The sequence below is a fragment of the Streptomyces sp. NPDC044044 genome (assembly GCF_056434405.1).
This window is the reverse complement of record NZ_JBWKFG010000001.1, coordinates 346,661-361,745: the sequence shown is the minus strand read 5'-3', so window position 1 is coordinate 361,745 and position 15,085 is coordinate 346,661. Positions and strand designations below refer to the sequence as shown.

Genomic DNA, 15,085 nt, shown 5'->3' with positions numbered 1-15,085 from the left:
TCAGTGCTCCTTGACCAGGTCGGCGTAGGCTCCGCCGGCGGCGACGAGGTGTTCGTGGCGTCCGCGTTCCACGACCTGGCCGTGGTCGAGGACGACGATCTCGTCGCTGTCGCGCACGGTGCTCAGGCGGTGCGCGATGACGACGCAGGCGCAGCCGCGGCGGCGCAGGTTGTCGATGATGACCTGCTCGGTCTCGGCGTCCAGGGCGCTTGTCACCTCGTCGAGGACGAGGATGCTGGGACGGCGGACCAGGGCGCGCGCGATCTCCAGGCGCTGGCGCTGCCCGCCGGAGAAGTTCCGGCCGTCCTGCTCGACGCGGCCGTGGATTCCGCCGGGCCTGCGGGCCACGACCTCGTACAGACAGGCGTCCTTGAGGGCGGCGACGACGGCGTCGTCCGGGATGGAGGGGTCCCACAGCGCGACGTTGTCGCGGATGGTGCCCTCGAAGAGGAAGACGTCCTGGTCGACGAAGGAGACGGAGGCGGCGAGCGCTCCGCGCGGGATGTCCTCCAGGCGCTGTCCGTCGATGCGGATCGTGCCCTCCCAGGGGCTGTAGAGCCCCGAGATCAGCCGCGAGACGGTCGACTTGCCGCTGCCCGAGCCGCCGACGAGTGCGACCTGCTGGCCGGGGCCGACCGAGAGCGAGAAGCCGGTCAGGAGCGGCTTGTCGAGGGGGCTGTAGCCGAAGGTGATGTCGTCGAGGGTGACGTGCCCCTTGAGGCGGCGGGTGCTCGCGGCCGGTTCGGGGCGCGAGTAGAGGGTGTCCACGGGGAAGTTCTCGACGTCCTTGAGGCGGGCGACGTCGGCGCCGAAGTCCTGGATGCGCCCGGCGACGCCGTTGAGGCGGGTGATCGGCGCGGTGAAGCGGGTCACGAGCGCCTGGAACGCGACGAGCAGACCGATCGACAGATGCCCCTCGACCGCGCGCAGGCCGCCGATCCACAGGATCAGCGCGCTGTTGAGCGTCGCGAGGGTCGGCGCGACGACGCCGAGCCAGGCGCTGGGCACGCCGAGGCGCTGCTGTTCCTCCAGGGTGGTGGCGTGCTGGCCCGCCCACCGCCGGAAGTAGCCGTTCTCGCCTCCGGTGGCCTTCATGGTCTCGATCAACTGCAGGCCGGTGTACGAGGTGTTGGTGAGCTTGGCGCTGTCGGCGCGCAGCTTCTGGGTGCCGGTGGCCCGCAGCCGGATGACGATGCGCATCGCGACGATGTTCAGCAGGGCGATGCCGACGCCGACGAGGGTGAGCTGGGGATCGTACGTCCACAGCAGAGCCGCGTAGAGGAGTACGACGATGCCGTCGACGCCCGCGGCCGTGAGGTCGCGGGCCAGGGTCTCGGCGACCGCGTCGTTCGACGCGAGCCGCTGGACGAGGTCGGCGGGGCTGCGCTGGGCGTAGAACGTGACGGGCAGGCGCAGCAGATGGCGCAGGAAGCGTGCGCTGCTGAGCGTGGAGGAGATGATGCGCCCGCGCAGCAGGTTCGCCTGTTGCAGCCAGGTCAGGACCACGGTGAGTGCGACCATCGCGCCCATCGACGCGAACAGCGCGCCGAGCAGCGAGGTCTGATCACCGATCAGGAACAGGTCGATGTACGTGCGGCTGAGCGCGGGCAGCGCCGCGCCGACCGCGACGAGCAGCAGACTGGCGAAGAGCGCGGCGAGCATGGTGCCCGTGGTGCCGCGAAGGCGTGCGGGCAGGGCCCGCATGACGCCGGGCCTGCGCCCTCCGGTGCGGAAGTTCTCGCCGGGTTCCAGGACCAGGACGACTCCGGTGAAGCTGGTGTCGAAGCCCTCCGAGGGGACGAAGCGCCGCCCCTTGTCCGGGTCGTTGATGTGCACGCCGCGGCGGCCAAGGCGGCGCCCCATGCCGTCGTGGACGACGTAGTGGTTGAACTCCCAGAAGAGGATCGCGGGCGCCTTCACCTCGGCGAGCGCGGCCGGTTCCATCTGCATGCCCTTGGCCGTGAGGCCGTAACTGCGCGCCGCTTTCAGGAGGTTGCTGGCCCGCGAGCCGTCGCGGGAGACGCCGCACGCGATGCGCAGCTCCTCCAGCGGAACGTGCCGTCCGTAGTGGGCGAGGACCATGGCGAGCGCGGCGGCGCCGCATTCCACGGCTTCCATCTGCAGGACGGTGGGGGTCCGTACGGTCTTCTGCCGCTTGCCCTTCGACGCGGGGCGCGGCGCTGCGCGGCGGCGGCCGCGCTGCGGAGGCTCGGGGCGGTGCCTGCGTCGGCCGCCGGGGGGCGGCAGTTGCTGCTGGTGCGCCGGGGAGGGGTGCGGTGCGGTCACGGAAGCAGCCAATCGATCGGGCGCTGCTCGGCGAGGTGGAAGGCGCCGGTGGCCAGGGTCATGGAGTCGAGCGCGAAGGGCGGGCCGCCGTCGGACGACCACTTGTAGCCGGACTTGGCGGACGAGGAGCGTTCGAGCTGCACCAGGACGCCCACGGGCGGCCCGTCCTTGGTGAACTGCCCGGCCAGTTCCTTGTCGCCGAGGAATCCGCCGATCTTCTGTTCGCTCTGTGCGGCCCGTCCGATCGCCTTCACGCGGCCTCGCAGCGTGCCGTACTCCTGTGCGGGCACGGACTGGACCGTGAGATCCACCGAGGCGCCGACGGGCACGGTGGCCGCGCTGTCCGCGGGTACGTAGATCATCGCGAGGAGGGGGTCGTTGCTGCCCGAGACCCGCTCGACGTTCGCGACGTCGGCGCCGGTGGTGACGACGGTGCCGATCCTGGCGACCAGCGTGGTCACGCGGCCGGCGGCGATGGAGCGTACGACCTTGTCGCCCTGGTCCGTACGGACCTTGAGCACGGGAGCGCCCGCGGCGATCCGTTTGCCCTCTTCGGCAAGGACGCGGGTCACCTGTCCGGTGACGGGGCTCTGCAGGACGTAACTGCCCTGGCCGTGGGTGAGGATGCCGGGCGCCTTGAGCGTGGAGGAGATCGATCCTGTCACGGCCCAGACGCTCGCGGCGGTCATGACGACGACCGTCACGGCGAGCACGAGCAGGCCCTGAGGTCGGGCGTAGCGCACCGGCAGGTCGAGTTCCTCGGGCGACTGCAGTTTGGACAGGGCCTGTTGGCGGAACTGCACGGAACGCTTCCCTTACTTGGCCTGTGGCGTCAGCTTTGCCTGTGGCGTCCGTGAGCCCCGGAACCAAGGGTTCCGGGGCTCACGAATCAAGGCGTCTCAGTGAGCTGGAGGCTCAGAGACCAGCGGTCAGGCCCGAGGCCAGGCCCGTGACGGCGCCGGTGTTGAGACCGGTGACACCCTCGACCGTGCCGACGACGCCGCCGACGACGCCCGAGACCGGGGCGATGGAGTCAACGGTGCTCGTGACGTTGCCCGCGACACCGGCGACGAGGCCACCGGAGACGTTGTCGAGGTCGGCGTCGGAAATCTCGAGGGTCTCGACCTGGGGGGTGTAGTTCATGGTGTGAGCTGCCCTTCTCATGAATGTTGCAAAGGTGTTTCCAACACTGCGGAACTTGATGTGCGAATTCCGCGGTGGCCAGGATCAAAGCACGTTCGCACGTCGTACATCCAATCGACGAGGCGACAGATGACGGCGCCCACGGCATCGAATCACCGCTGCGTGCAGGCATGTTCACCGCGTGGGAGCAGCTCCTTCACAAGATTCACAGAAGGAAATCCCGTGAGCGGAAGGACTCCCTCCACCAAAGCGGACACTCTCGCATCAAAGCGCGAGTTCTGTGGTCAATACACAAGGGCCGCACGTGGAGTGTTCGCCGAATAGCGTGACTGGGCTGCGTATTCGATGTGCAGGTTTATTGAAGGCGTGCCGAATCATCGCCGAAGGGGACACCGCCCTACGGACTTCGGCGGCTCAGGCCTCCGCCACCGCGCCGTCGGTGGAGGCACCGGAGGCGATTCCGTGGCCGGGCACCGGCACCGACTCCGGGGCGAGCAGCACCGAGCGGCGGCCGTCGACGCCGACCGGCACGTCGCCGTCGATGGTGACGCGGCGCAGGGTGCGCTCGTGGTCGTCGGAGTCGTCGACTCCGTAGTGCTGCGTCGCGCGGTTGTCCCAGATGGCGACGTCACCCGCGCGCCACTGCCACCGGACCGTGTTCTCCGGCCGCTCCACGTGTGACTGCAGTACGCCGATCAGGGCGCGGGAGTCGGCGGCCCGGAACCCGCTGAGCTTCTGCAGGAAGTTGCCCAGGATCAGGGTGCGTTCACCGGTCTCCGGGTGCACGCGGACCACGGGGTGCTCGGTCTGGAACTTGACGGCGGTGAACACCTTCCGGTGCTGTTCGAGCGCCGCGGACGAGGCGCCGGGGCGGGTGGCCGCGTAGTCGTAGTCGTTGGTGTGCACGCCGCGCACGCTGTCGGCGAGGGTCCGCAGCGGCTCGGGCAGGTCCCGGTACGCGGCGGCGGTGTTGGACCACAGAGTGTTGCCGCCGTACGGCGGGATGACCTCGGCGCGCAGGATGGAGAACGCCGGGTAGGCGGGCACGAACGTGACGTCGGTGTGCCACTGGTTGGCGCGGCCGCCGCGTTCGTTGTCGATGCCGAGGGCGTAACGGCCGTCCACGGAGGGCACGGTGGGGTGGGCGACGGGCGTGCCGAGCAGCCGGGCGAAGGCCTCGTGACTCTCTCCGTCGAGGTGCTGTTGGTCGCGGAAGAAGACGACCTTGTGCTCCAGGAGCGCGGCGCGTACGGCGGCCACGGTCGCCTCGTCCAGGTCACCGCCGAGGCGGACTCCGGATATCACCGCGCCGATGCGGCCGCCGACTTTCTGGACGGTGAGGGTGGACGACGTGCGGGTGGGGGTGGGGGCGGGGGTCTGCACTACGGGTGCGGACGTCATGGGGTGAAATCCCTTCGGTGAGGCGGGCGTTAGTGCTCTTCGGTGGGCGGGCGTTAGATGCTCTCGGAGCGGAACGAAATCAGCGCAGGTCAGACGGCATCGCTGTCCGACCGCGGTGGGGCGTGAAAACGCGAGGGGCGCGAGGGGCGCGAGGACGCACAGCTGAGCGGCTGAACGGCTGCGGGGCAGCCGGGGCAGCCGGGGCAGCGGCAGTAGACGAAAAGCGGCGGTCAGGCCACGCGCAGACGACACGCCGCGGATACGCGGCGGCCCAGGTCTACGTGGAGCCGCGGGACGAGAGGGGTCATCGCGGTCATGTCCAGGAGCATGGCTGCCCGCCGGAAGCGTGGTCAAGGCCTCCCCCGCCCGCTTCACGACCCTGCAACGCGCCCGTCACCGCACGCGTGACGCGGACCACTGCACCTCGCCAAACCCCCTGCGCACAAGGCAAGTTGGACCGCCTGGCCCGCGAACTCCCGCACTCCCCCCTCTCCCTCCCTCCCGCTCCCCTCCCCCGGAAGGCGCAGTCATGCCGCACACCTCCGCCCCGCCCACCACCGGTGACGGCCGTCGCGAGGCAAACGTCGCGGCCGTCCTGCGCACCGTCCTCGACCACGGCCCGGTGTCCCGCAGCGCGATCGCCCGGCGCGCCGGGCTCAGTCCGGCCGCGGTCTCCCGGCAGTGCACCGACCTGGCCCGCATCGGCCTGATCCGGGAGGTCCCGGAGCTCGCGGCCTCCGGCGGCGTGGGCAGGCCGCAGATCCCGGTGGACCTGACCACGGGAGACGGCGGTGGCCCGGTCGCCGCCGGGATCCACATCGGCGTACCGCGCTCCACCTTCTGCGTGGCGGACCTGCGCGGCCGGGTCCTGTCCCGCGGCGCCTTCCACCACGACGGCATCCCCGCAGGGGAACTGCCGGACGCGGTGGGGCGCGCCCTGGCCGCGTTCCTCGCCGGGCGCGCGGCGGGCGGCCCGCTCCTGGGGGTGGGCGCGGCCGTCGGCGGCTGGGTGGATCCCGCCACCGGCACGGTCGTACGGCACGACGCGCTCGGCTGGCATCAGCACCCGCTCGGCGCCGGACTGCGGCGGCACACCGGGCTTCCGGTCCGCGTCGACAACCATGCGCGCGCGGTGGCGCAGTCCGAGCTGCTCTTCGGGCGGCCCGCCGCGCGGCGCTCCCTGCTGCATCTCTTCGTGGGCAATGTGGTGGACGCGGCGCTGGCGATCGCGGGTGTGGTGCACCGTGGGCCTCGTTCCGGCGCGGGCGACGTGGCCCATCTCCCGGTGCCGGACAGCTCGGTCGCGTGCCCGTGCGGGCGCACCGGCTGCCTGGAGGCGACGGCATCGGACACAGCGCTCGCGCACAAGGCCTTCACGCGCGGCATCGTCCCCGAGCCCAGCGCGTCCCTGGTGGTGGACGCGGCGGCGGCCGGTGACCGGCGCGCGGACGCGCTGCTGCGGGAACGGTCCCGCGCGGTGGGCCGGGCCGCGGGTCTCCTGCTGGACGTACTCAATCCCGACCTCGCCGTGATCACCGAACAGTCGAGTCTGCTCAACCCGGAGTATCTGGAGGAGATCCGTGCTGCCGCGACCGGCCACTCGCTGGTCTGCGACGATCCAGAGCGGATCGTCGGCCCGCACGCCGGACCGGCCGCGCTTCCGGTGGCCGCCGCGACCGTGCTGCTGAATCCGCTGTTCAGAAGCCCACTGCAGGCGCTCGCCGACGTCACCTCATGACCAGGGGCGATACGTTCCGTTCGGGGCGGTGCAGCATAATGCGGCCATGCGGATCTCAGCCAGGGCGGACTACGCGGTACGTGCCGCGCTGCAACTCGCCGCGTGCCATGACGACGGGCCGCTGAAGGCCGAGGCCATCGCGGACGCCCAGGAGATCCCGCACAAGTTCCTCGAGGGCATCCTCAACGACATGCGGCGCGGCGGTCTCGTCCTCAGCCAGCGCGGCGGCAACGGCGGCTACCGCCTGGCCCGGCCCGCCGACAGCATCAGCATCGCGGACGTCATCCGCGTCGTGGAGGGCCCCCTGGTATCGGTGCGCGGGGTACGCCCTCCGGAGCTGGCCTACAGCGGCCCCGCGGAATCACTCCTTCCGCTGTGGATCGCGCTGCGGGCCAACGTCCGCCAGATCCTCGAGGGTGTATCGCTGGCCGACGTCGCGGGCGCCGAACTGCCCACCACGGTCACGGCACTCGCAGCGGACCCCGCGGCCTGGACGAACCCCTAGCGACAAAGCCTTGGCGACGGACCTTCAGCGACGATTGCGCGGGTGGTTGCGTGCCGTGCGTTCATTGCCGTGCTTGTACGCGCCTGTCCAGCGGGCCATCACCAACTGGGCGTCGCCCGACTCGACCTCGGCGAGGAACTTCTCGGCGCGCGCACCGCGCAGCGTGCCGGCGGCGCGGCCGTGGTGCGTGATCGTCACGCTGGCATCGGCGTGCTGCTCGTAGGTGAAACCAGAAGGTCTTGGCATGGTCGGATGCTAGGCACCCGGGCCGTGGTTCCGTAACCGAATTTCGGTGCGGCCGCGCGGTGGTCCACACCAAGGGCCCTGGCCGGAACACCTCCTTCGCCATCCCGCATCCCGAGACGCCACCGTCCACCCCTTGAACGCCCCCTTGTCGCAGCAGGAGTTCGCGCCCACTATTCCTATCAATCAGGTAGGGAAACTAGGAATCTGTGAGGCGTCCCCGTGACAACGCTGATCCCCTCCGCCTCGCCGCGCGTCGTCCGGGAACTCGCCGACGACCTCGCCGTCGACGCGGACCTGCGCGACCGGGCGGGCAAGCCCCCGTTCGACGAGGTCTCGCGGCTGCGCGAGGCGGGGCTGCCCGCGCTCCTGACGCCGACCGGCCAGGACGGTGCGGACGGCCGGGGCAGCGACTGGCGCACGGCGTGTACGGCGGTCAGGGACATCGCGGCGGCGGACAGTTCCATCGCGGAGCTCCTCGCGCACCACCACGCCCTGTCGTGGAGTCCGCGCCTGTTCGGTACGCCCGAGAACGCCGCCGCGCTCGAACTGCGCGCCGTACAGGAGCAGTGGCTCTGGGGCGGCGACATCGAGCTGCCGGACGCGCAGACGGGCACCGACCTCGCACTCACCCCGGCCGCCGACGGGTACGTCCTGCACGGCCGGCGGCCCCTGACCGCCGGCGTCGCCGTCGCGGACCGGCTCGTCCACACGGTGCGGTGCACGGACAGCGGCGAATGGGTCGTCGTCCATGTCGACCCGGCGCACCCCGGCGTCTCCACCGAGCCCGCGCACGACCTGCTCGGCCAGCGCCTCAGCGGTGCGGGCGGCGTCAGCTACGACGACGTACCGCTGTCCGGGCACCAGGTCCTCGGCACGGTCCCCGTCGACGAGCACGAGATCTCGCCGTTCACCGCGCTCGCGCCGCTCACCCGCCGCCTCCTGCTCGTCCAGGTCGGCCTCGGCAACGCGGAGGGCGCCCTGGCCGAGGCACGTGACATCAGCCGCGCCCTGCCGCGCCCCGGCCCGCTGTCCGCTCTCGACGCCGCGGGGGACTGCGGGCCACCGCCCACGGACCCCTATCTGCTGCTTGCCTACGGCGAGTTGGCGACGGCCGCGCACAGCGCCGCGGCGGTGGTGGAACGTGCGACGGAGGCGTTGGCCCGGGGCCTGGAGACGGGACCCGCGCTCGGCGCCGACGAGCGTGCCGACATCGCGTTCCTCGTGGGCGCGGCCGAGGCGGTCACCGCCCAGTCCGCCCTGCACATCACCACGCGTGTCCTCGAACTCACCGCCGACGCGCCCTCCCTCTCGACCGACCCCGGCCTGGACAGGTTCTGGCGCAACGCCCGCGCCCTGACGGCCCACAGCTCCGCCGCGCACCGCCTGCGCGACATCGGGGAGCACTACCTCAACGGGCTGCAGTAACGGTCCGCCCTGCCCCCTTTCTCCGGTCGGTACGATCTTCGGACACTGGAACCCCGGCCGAGAGAGAAGCACCCGTTGAACACCGGCAGCTACTACGAGCCCACCGACGAGCGCCGCTACAAGCCCACGCCGCACGCGGGCGGTGCCTGGGCCACCGACGAGCAGCACTTCAGCCCGCTCGGCGGCCTCATCGTGCACGCCATCGACCGGTACCTGGCCGCCAGGCCGGACAACGGCCTCGTCCTGTCGCGGATCAGCTTCGACATCCTCGGGCGCCTCGCCCTCGACGAGTGCGAGATCCGGGTGGAGACCATCCGGCCGGGCCGCACCATCGAACTGCTCGAAGCCGTGGTGCTCATGGCGGACCGCCCGGTGGTGCGGGCGCGGGCGTGGCTCCTCGGCTCCGGCGACACCAGTGCCGTCGCCGGCGGGGGCGCCGACAGGCTCACCCCGCCCGAGGCACTCACACCCTGGCCGATGGCCTCCCTGTGGCCCGGCGGGTACATCGCCTCCCTGGACGTCCGCCCCCTCGCACCCCCGCAGCCGGGCCGCACGACGGCGTGGATCTCCAGCGGCCTCGACCTCGTCGCCGGGCAGCCCGCGAGCCCGCTCGCGTCGTACATCGCGCTCGTCGACACGGCCAACGGCATCGCCGTGCGCGAGCAGCCCACCGAGTGGATGTTCCCCAACGTCGACCTCACCGTCCACCTGCACCGTCAGCCCGAGGGGAACTGGACCGGGCTCGACACCACGGTGACCTTCGGACCCACCGGCCAGGGCATCACCAGCACCGTGCTGCACGACACCACGGGCCCCGTCGGACACGCACAGCAGATCCTCACCGTCCGTCCCCTGTAGACCACTTGGCCGTACGCGCACCGCCGGGTCGTCACATGAAGCGGCGGATCAGCCGCTCCTTGGCCGCCGTGAAGGGCGGGTAGACGGCTCGTACGGTGTCGGGGAGCAGCGGCTTGTCGAGGACGGCCTTCGTGTGGCTGAAGGTCTCGACCGAGTACTGCCCGTGGTAGCTGCCGAAGCCGCTCTCCCCCACGCCGCCGAAGGGCAGTCCCGGCAGGGTGAGATGGGCGTTGGGGAGCCCGAAGCCGACCGCGCCCGACGACGTCTGACCGAGCAGCCGCCGTCGTGTCTCCCGGTGGGGCGTGAAGGCGTAGAGGGCGAGCGGCTTGGCACGGGCGTTGACGTAAGCGATGGCCGCGTCCAGGTCGGGCAGGTGCAGGACCGGCAGGACAGGGCCGAAGATCTCCTCGGTCATCACAGGTGCGTCCGGGTCGACGTCAGCGAGCACGGTGGGCGCGAGGTAGCGGGCGGCCCGGTCGTGCGTCCCGCCGGTCACCACGCGGCCGTGTCCGAGGAGTGCGGTGAGCCGGTCGAAGTGTCGGTCGTTGATGATGCGGCCGTAGTCGGGGCTGCGGGCGGGGTCATCGCCGTACATCGAGGTGATCGCCGCTGCGAGGTGGCCGGCCAGCGGTCCCGCCGTGCCGCCGATGGCGAGGACGTGGTCGGGGGCGGTGCAACTCTGCCCCGCGTTGAGGAACTTGCCCCAGACGATCCGTCGCGCGGCGGCGGCCAGATCGGCGCCCGGCTCGACAAGCACCGGGCATTTTCCGCCCAGTTCCAGGGTGACCGGGGTGAGGTGGCGGGCGGCGGCCGTCATGACGACGCGGCCCACCGCGCCGTTGCCGGTGTAAAGGATGTGGTCGAAGCGCTGCTCCAGGAGGCGCGTGGTCTGCTCGGCGGCGCCCTCGACGACCGCGACGGCGTCCACGTCCACGTACCGCGGCAGGAGGCGGGCCAGGGCGGCCGAGGTCGCCGGTGCCAGTTCGCTCGGCTTGAGCACGGCGCAGTTCCCCGCGGCCAAGGCGCCCACCAGCGGTGCGAGCCCGAGCATCACCGGGTAGTTCCACGGGCTGATGACGAGGACCACGCCCAGCGGTTCACGTACCGTCCCCGCACGGGCCGGGAGCATCATCACGGGGACCCGTACGCGGCGCGGGCGCAGCCAGCGGTCCAGGTGGCGCAGCGTGTGGTCGATCTCGTTGACGACGAAGCCCAGCTCCGAAGTGTGCGTCTCCACCGGGCTCTTGCCGAGGTCGGCGGCGAGAGCTTCGGTGAGCGCGGGCGCCTGCTCGGTCAGCAGCACACGCAGCGCGCGCAGTTGGCGGCGGCGCCAGGCCGTCGGCCGTGTCCGGCCCGCGTCGAAGGTCGCGCGCAGCCGGGCGACCGTCGCGGCGGCGTCCTGGGTCTCGCCGAACGGAGCGGCGGCGTCCTCGACCGCCACTCCGGCCTCGGTGAACGCTTCTCGGGCCTCGACCGAGCCCAACTCCCCTGTTCCGTCAGCGAGTAGCTCCTGCTTCACGGCTTCCCCTCCCCGTAAATGCAACGGTGCGTTGCTTTTTGACGACCGTAGCCTCCCAACCCCTCATATGCAACGCACCGTTGCGTTGCACTAGACTGCGACACCATGACGACGAAGCACCGCCCGCACTCCACCCCTGGCGGTGGTCCGCGCCGCAAGCAGCAGATCTTCGACGCCACCCTGCGGGCCCTGGCGCGCGACGGCTTCGAGTCCATGACGATCGAGGGCATCGCCGAGGAATCCGGCGTCAACAAGACGACGATCTACCGCTGGTGGCCGTCCAAGTCCGCGCTCCTCGGGGCGGCCCTGATCGACGCACCCCTCCTGGAACTGCCGATACCGGACACCGGACACCTCCGCGGCGACCTGGAGCACCTCGTCGACAGCCTCGTCCGGCTGCTGACCACGCAGCCCTCGGGCTCCGTCGCCCAGGCGGTCCTGGGAGCGGCCGTCGGCGATCCGGGGCTCGCCACCTACATCCAGGACTTCTTCGCCGATCGCCTCGCACGCGAGCAGTCACTGATCGACCGCGCCATCACACGCGGCGAACTACCGCCCGGCACCGACACGATGCTCCTGATGGACCTGCTCGCCGGCGCGGTCTGGCTGCGCGTGGCCTTCCGCCGTCTGCCGCTGGACGAGGACTTCGCCCGCCGCACGGTCGCGGTCGTGCTCGACGGCGTACCCACGGCCTGAGTTCGCCCCCTTCACACCCGATTCATGCCGCATGTCGCGTCCATGACATCGTCACACAGTCGACCCACAACGTTCATACAGTGATGCGCTCACCCGTGCCACTCTCCCGTTGGCCCACTTGTCAACTCGCGTAGACCGCAGGCCCCGTTGGTGGGACCCGTGGCGCGCGAGCCTCCGGGAGAGGACACCCCCACATGCCCGTCCCTCACATACGCCGCTGGAAACCGCTCGCCATGACGGCCGCCGCGGTCCTCGTCGGGATCACCGTCCCGGCCGCCGCCGACGCCGCGACCACGGCCCCCACGCCGACCGCGGCACCCGTCAGCGCCTATGACGACACGTACTACAAGGACGCGCTCGGCAAGACCGGTCCGGAGCTGAAGAGCGCCCTGCACACGATCATCAGCGACCAGACCAAGCTCTCGTACGACCAGGTCTGGGACGCCCTGAAGGTCACCGACGAGGACCCGGCCAACAGCAGCAACGTGATCCTCCTCTACACCGGCCGCTCGCAGAGCAAGGACAGCAACGGCGGCGACCCGGACCAGTGGAACCGTGAGCACGTGTGGGCCAAGTCCCACGGCGACTTCGGCACCGCGACCGGGCCCGGGACCGACATCCACCACCTCCGCCCGGAGGACGTGTCGGTCAACAGCACCCGCGGCAACAAGGACTTCGACAACGGTGGCAGCGCGGTCGGCGAGGCGCCGGGCAACAACACCGACTCCGACTCCTTCGAGCCCCGTGACGCCGTCAAGGGCGACGTGGCCCGCATGATCCTCTACATGGCCGTGCGCTACGACGGCGAGGACGGCTTCGCCGACCTGGAGCCCAACGACAAGGTCGACAACGGCAGCGCCCCCGCCATCGGGCGCCTTTCCGTGCTGAAGCAGTGGAGCGACGAGGACCCGCCGGACACGTTCGAGAAGAACCGCAACCAGGCGATCTACGACCAGTTCCAGCACAACCGCAACCCGTTCGTCGACCACCCCGAGTGGGTCGGGGCGATCTGGTAGATCGCCGTCCGCTGTTGTGGCAGCGGCCTCTGGGGCGCTGCCACAACAGGTTGTTGACGAGACGTCAGGAGACGACGTCCCCCAACGGCTTGCCCTCCAGGTGCCCTGCGACGTTCTGGATCGCGGCGAGGCCGATGCGGACAAGGGTCTCGCGCGTGACGCCCGCGACGTGCGGGGACAGCACCACGTTCGGTGCCTTCAGGAGGCGCAGCGCGGCCGTCGGCGGTTCGGGGTCGAAGACGTCGATGCCCGCCCCGGCCAGCGTGCCGGCCGTGAGCGCGTCGGCGAGGGCGTCCTGGTCGATGAGCGCGCCCCGCGACGTATTGATGACGAAGGCCGTCGGCTTCAGGAGGGCGAGGCGCTCGGCGTCCAGGAGGTGGCGGGTGTCCTGGGTGAGCGGGGCGTGCAGGGTGACGTAGTCGGACGTACGGAGCAGTTCGTCGAGTTCGACGTGGCGCGCTCCGCCGAGACGGGCCTCCATCTCCGCCGGCACCCGCCTCGGACCGGCGTAGACGATGCTCATGTCGAACACGACCGCGCGGCGGGCGACTTCCTCACCGATGTGGCCGAGTCCGACGATGCCGAGCGTCTTGCCCGAGAGCTCCGTGATGGACTGCTGGAGCCGGGGCAGCGCCCAGTCGGCCTCGACGAGAGCGGTGTGCGCCGGGATCAGCTGCTTGGCGAGGGCGAGCATGAGGGCGAAGGTCTGCTCGGCGACGTTCTGCTTCTCGGCGCCGCTGGAGCCGATCGAGCAGACGGATACGGAGCGCGCACGGGCCGCGTCCACGTCGACGTAGTCGAAGCCGTGGCTCGCGCACTGGACGACTTCCAGGTCCGGGGCAGCGGCGATGTGCTCGGCGGTGACGGGCGCGAGGCCGGTGATGATGACGTGCGCCTCGCGCAGGGCGACCGGGTCCTCGTCGGCCGACTCCACGACGGTCACATGCGCCGTCCCGGGGAGCAGCCCGGCGAGTGCGCCTCCCGCGGCACGGCCGCCCACGTGGGGAGAGACGATGGCGAGGACGTTCTTCACGGTGGTCATGCGGTCTCCTCGATCAGGTCGTCGGGGGTGAGCGTGGCCGGTCCGGCGTGTCCGGACAGGGCCAGGGTGAGGTCGAGTTCGGCGAGCAGACAGCGGATCACGTGGTCGACGCCCGCCTGGCCGTCCAGGCCCAGCCCATAGGCGTACGGCCGCCCCACGAGGACGGCCTCGGCGCCGAGCGCGAGCGCCTTGAAGATGTCGTCACCGGTGCGGATCCCGCTGTCGAACAGGACGGTGAGCCGGTCGCCGACCGCCTCCACGACGCGGGGCAGGGCGTCGGCCGCCGCGACGGAGCCCGCGACCTGGCGGCCGCCGTGGTTGGAGACGACCACGCCGTCCATGCCCGCGTCGGCGGCGCGGCGCGCGTCGTCCGGGTGCAGCACGCCCTTGAGCACGATGGGACCGTCCCAGTTCTCGCGCAGGAACGCCAGGTCCGGCCAGGTCTTCGCGGGGTCGGCGAACATGCCGACGAAGTGCATCACGGCGGCGTTCGGGTCCTCGTGCACCGGCTTGGCGAGGCCTGCCTGGAACGCGGGGTCGCTGAAGTAGTTGGCGGTGCCCACGCCGTGCAGGAAGGGAAGGTACGCCTGGTCGAGGTCGCGGGGCCGCCAGGCCAGGAGCGGCGTGTCGAGCGTGACGACCAGGGCCGTGAAGCCCGAGGCCTTCGCCCGGTCCAGGAAGCTCTTGGTGACGTCACGGTCCTTGGCCCAGTACAGCTGGAACCACCGCTGGGCGTCTCCCATCTCCTTGGCGACCTGCTCCATGGGGGTGCTGGACGCCGAGGAGAGGATGAAGGGGACGCCGCGGGCCGCTGCCGCGCGGGCGGCGGCGGACTCGCCGTCCGGGTGCATGATCGACAGGACGCCGACGGGTGCGAGGGCGAGCGGTGCGGGCAGCCGGTGGCCGAGCACCTCCACGGACAGATCGCGTTCGTGTACGTCGCGCAGCATGCGCGGCACGATCCGGCGCCGCTCCAGTGCCGCGCGGTTGGCGCGGGCCGTGCTGCCGTTGCCCGCGCTTCCCGAGACATAGCCGACCGGGCCGGGCCCGAGCCGCTGCTCGGTCAGCTCCTCGAGTCGGGTCAGGTCGGTGGGCAGGCGCGGTACGGCGCCGGTCATGCCGTTGAGATAGATCTCGTACTGGAAGTCCGCCCAGTTCGGCTGTGTCATGTGGTGGGTCCCGTCCGGTGGCCTTGAGACTGCGTGGGGCT

The 15,085-nt window shown here is 71.2% G+C and carries 14 protein-coding genes; 6 read left to right on the top strand and 8 right to left on the bottom strand.

Going from position 1 to position 15,085, the window contains the following annotated elements:
- From AC07AG_RS01710 to AC07AG_RS01695, 4 genes are all read right to left on the bottom strand, one after another.
- Positions 1-2,286 carry an NHLP family bacteriocin export ABC transporter peptidase/permease/ATPase subunit gene (locus tag AC07AG_RS01710; protein WP_478750772.1) on the bottom strand — a complete coding sequence of 762 codons (2,286 nt, stop codon included), beginning with the start codon at positions 2,284-2,286 and terminating at the stop codon, positions 1-3.
- Positions 2,283-3,089: a biotin/lipoyl-containing protein gene (locus AC07AG_RS01705; RefSeq protein WP_478750770.1), complete on the bottom strand. Its 807-nt coding sequence runs from the start codon at positions 3,087-3,089 to the stop codon at positions 2,283-2,285. The genes AC07AG_RS01710 and AC07AG_RS01705 overlap by 4 nt, the downstream gene beginning before the upstream one ends.
- A 112-nt stretch (positions 3,090-3,201) precedes the next feature.
- Positions 3,202-3,429, bottom strand: a complete 228-nt coding sequence (locus AC07AG_RS01700; RefSeq protein WP_249585724.1) for a type A2 lantipeptide — start codon at positions 3,427-3,429, stop codon at positions 3,202-3,204.
- Positions 3,430-3,843: 414 nt separating this feature from the next.
- A complete protein-coding gene (locus AC07AG_RS01695; protein WP_478750768.1) occupies positions 3,844-4,830 on the bottom strand; it encodes a TauD/TfdA dioxygenase family protein in 987 nt (328 codons plus the stop codon).
- 529 nt (positions 4,831-5,359) lie between these two features.
- Here AC07AG_RS01695 and AC07AG_RS01690 point away from each other — a divergent pair.
- Positions 5,360-6,568 (top strand): ROK family protein, encoded by a 1,209-nt coding sequence (locus AC07AG_RS01690; protein WP_478750766.1) that lies wholly within the window; start codon positions 5,360-5,362, stop codon positions 6,566-6,568.
- A gap of 46 nt (positions 6,569-6,614) precedes the next feature.
- The gene (locus AC07AG_RS01685) at positions 6,615-7,073 is read left to right on the top strand and encodes an RrF2 family transcriptional regulator (protein WP_478750764.1); all 459 of its coding nucleotides are present in this window, start codon (positions 6,615-6,617) and stop codon (positions 7,071-7,073) included.
- A 24-nt stretch (positions 7,074-7,097) separates the two neighbouring features.
- Here AC07AG_RS01685 and AC07AG_RS01680 read toward each other — a convergent pair whose 3' ends face one another.
- Positions 7,098-7,319, bottom strand: a complete 222-nt coding sequence (locus AC07AG_RS01680; RefSeq protein WP_361040197.1) for a hypothetical protein — start codon at positions 7,317-7,319, stop codon at positions 7,098-7,100.
- 219 nt (positions 7,320-7,538) lie between these two features.
- On the opposite strand from AC07AG_RS01680, the gene AC07AG_RS01675 reads away from it, so the two are divergent.
- Complete coding sequence (locus AC07AG_RS01675) at positions 7,539-8,744, top strand: acyl-CoA dehydrogenase family protein (protein ID WP_478750763.1); 1,206 nt, start codon at positions 7,539-7,541, stop codon at positions 8,742-8,744.
- Positions 8,745-8,819: 75 nt separating this feature from the next.
- Positions 8,820-9,602, top strand: coding sequence for a thioesterase family protein (locus AC07AG_RS01670; protein WP_478750761.1), 783 nt, complete (start codon positions 8,820-8,822; stop codon positions 9,600-9,602).
- Between the two features lie 31 nt (positions 9,603-9,633).
- Here the strand turns inward: AC07AG_RS01670 and AC07AG_RS01665 are convergent, their stop codons facing one another.
- Entirely contained in the window at positions 9,634-11,043 is a 1,410-nt protein-coding gene (locus AC07AG_RS01665) for an aldehyde dehydrogenase family protein (protein WP_478752175.1), read from the bottom strand.
- A gap of 183 nt (positions 11,044-11,226) precedes the next feature.
- Here AC07AG_RS01665 and AC07AG_RS01660 point away from each other — a divergent pair, with 183 nt between their 5' ends.
- Both AC07AG_RS01660 and AC07AG_RS01655 read left to right on the top strand, forming a co-directional pair.
- The gene (locus AC07AG_RS01660) at positions 11,227-11,817 is read left to right on the top strand and encodes a TetR/AcrR family transcriptional regulator (RefSeq protein WP_478750759.1); all 591 of its coding nucleotides are present in this window, start codon (positions 11,227-11,229) and stop codon (positions 11,815-11,817) included.
- 194 nt (positions 11,818-12,011) lie between these two features.
- A complete protein-coding gene (locus AC07AG_RS01655; protein ID WP_478750757.1) occupies positions 12,012-12,833 on the top strand; it encodes an endonuclease I family protein in 822 nt (273 codons plus the stop codon).
- A gap of 64 nt (positions 12,834-12,897) precedes the next feature.
- Here the strand turns inward: AC07AG_RS01655 and AC07AG_RS01650 are convergent, their stop codons facing one another.
- Positions 12,898-13,875: a 2-hydroxyacid dehydrogenase gene (locus AC07AG_RS01650; RefSeq protein WP_478750755.1), complete on the bottom strand. Its 978-nt coding sequence runs from the start codon at positions 13,873-13,875 to the stop codon at positions 12,898-12,900.
- A complete protein-coding gene (locus AC07AG_RS01645) occupies positions 13,872-15,044 on the bottom strand; it encodes a lactate 2-monooxygenase (protein WP_478750753.1) in 1,173 nt (390 codons plus the stop codon). Before AC07AG_RS01645 ends, AC07AG_RS01650 begins: the two co-directional genes overlap by 4 nt.
- Between the last annotated feature and the right edge of the window lie 41 nt (positions 15,045-15,085).

Coding starts and splice junctions, on each gene's coding strand:
- AC07AG_RS01700 (WP_249585724.1), bottom strand. CDS start 3,429: ATGAACTACACCCCCCAGGTCGAGACCCTCGAGATTTCCGACGCCGAC.
- AC07AG_RS01695 (WP_478750768.1), bottom strand. CDS start 4,830: ATGACGTCCGCACCCGTAGTGCAGACCCCCGCCCCCACCCCCACCCGC.
- AC07AG_RS01690 (WP_478750766.1), top strand. CDS start 5,360: ATGCCGCACACCTCCGCCCCGCCCACCACCGGTGACGGCCGTCGCGAG.
- AC07AG_RS01685 (WP_478750764.1), top strand. CDS start 6,615: ATGCGGATCTCAGCCAGGGCGGACTACGCGGTACGTGCCGCGCTGCAA.
- AC07AG_RS01680 (WP_361040197.1), bottom strand. CDS start 7,319: ATGCCAAGACCTTCTGGTTTCACCTACGAGCAGCACGCCGATGCCAGC.
- AC07AG_RS01660 (WP_478750759.1), top strand. CDS start 11,227: ATGACGACGAAGCACCGCCCGCACTCCACCCCTGGCGGTGGTCCGCGC.
- AC07AG_RS01655 (WP_478750757.1), top strand. CDS start 12,012: ATGCCCGTCCCTCACATACGCCGCTGGAAACCGCTCGCCATGACGGCC.
- AC07AG_RS01650 (WP_478750755.1), bottom strand. CDS start 13,875: ATGACCACCGTGAAGAACGTCCTCGCCATCGTCTCTCCCCACGTGGGC.
- AC07AG_RS01645 (WP_478750753.1), bottom strand. CDS start 15,044: ATGACACAGCCGAACTGGGCGGACTTCCAGTACGAGATCTATCTCAAC.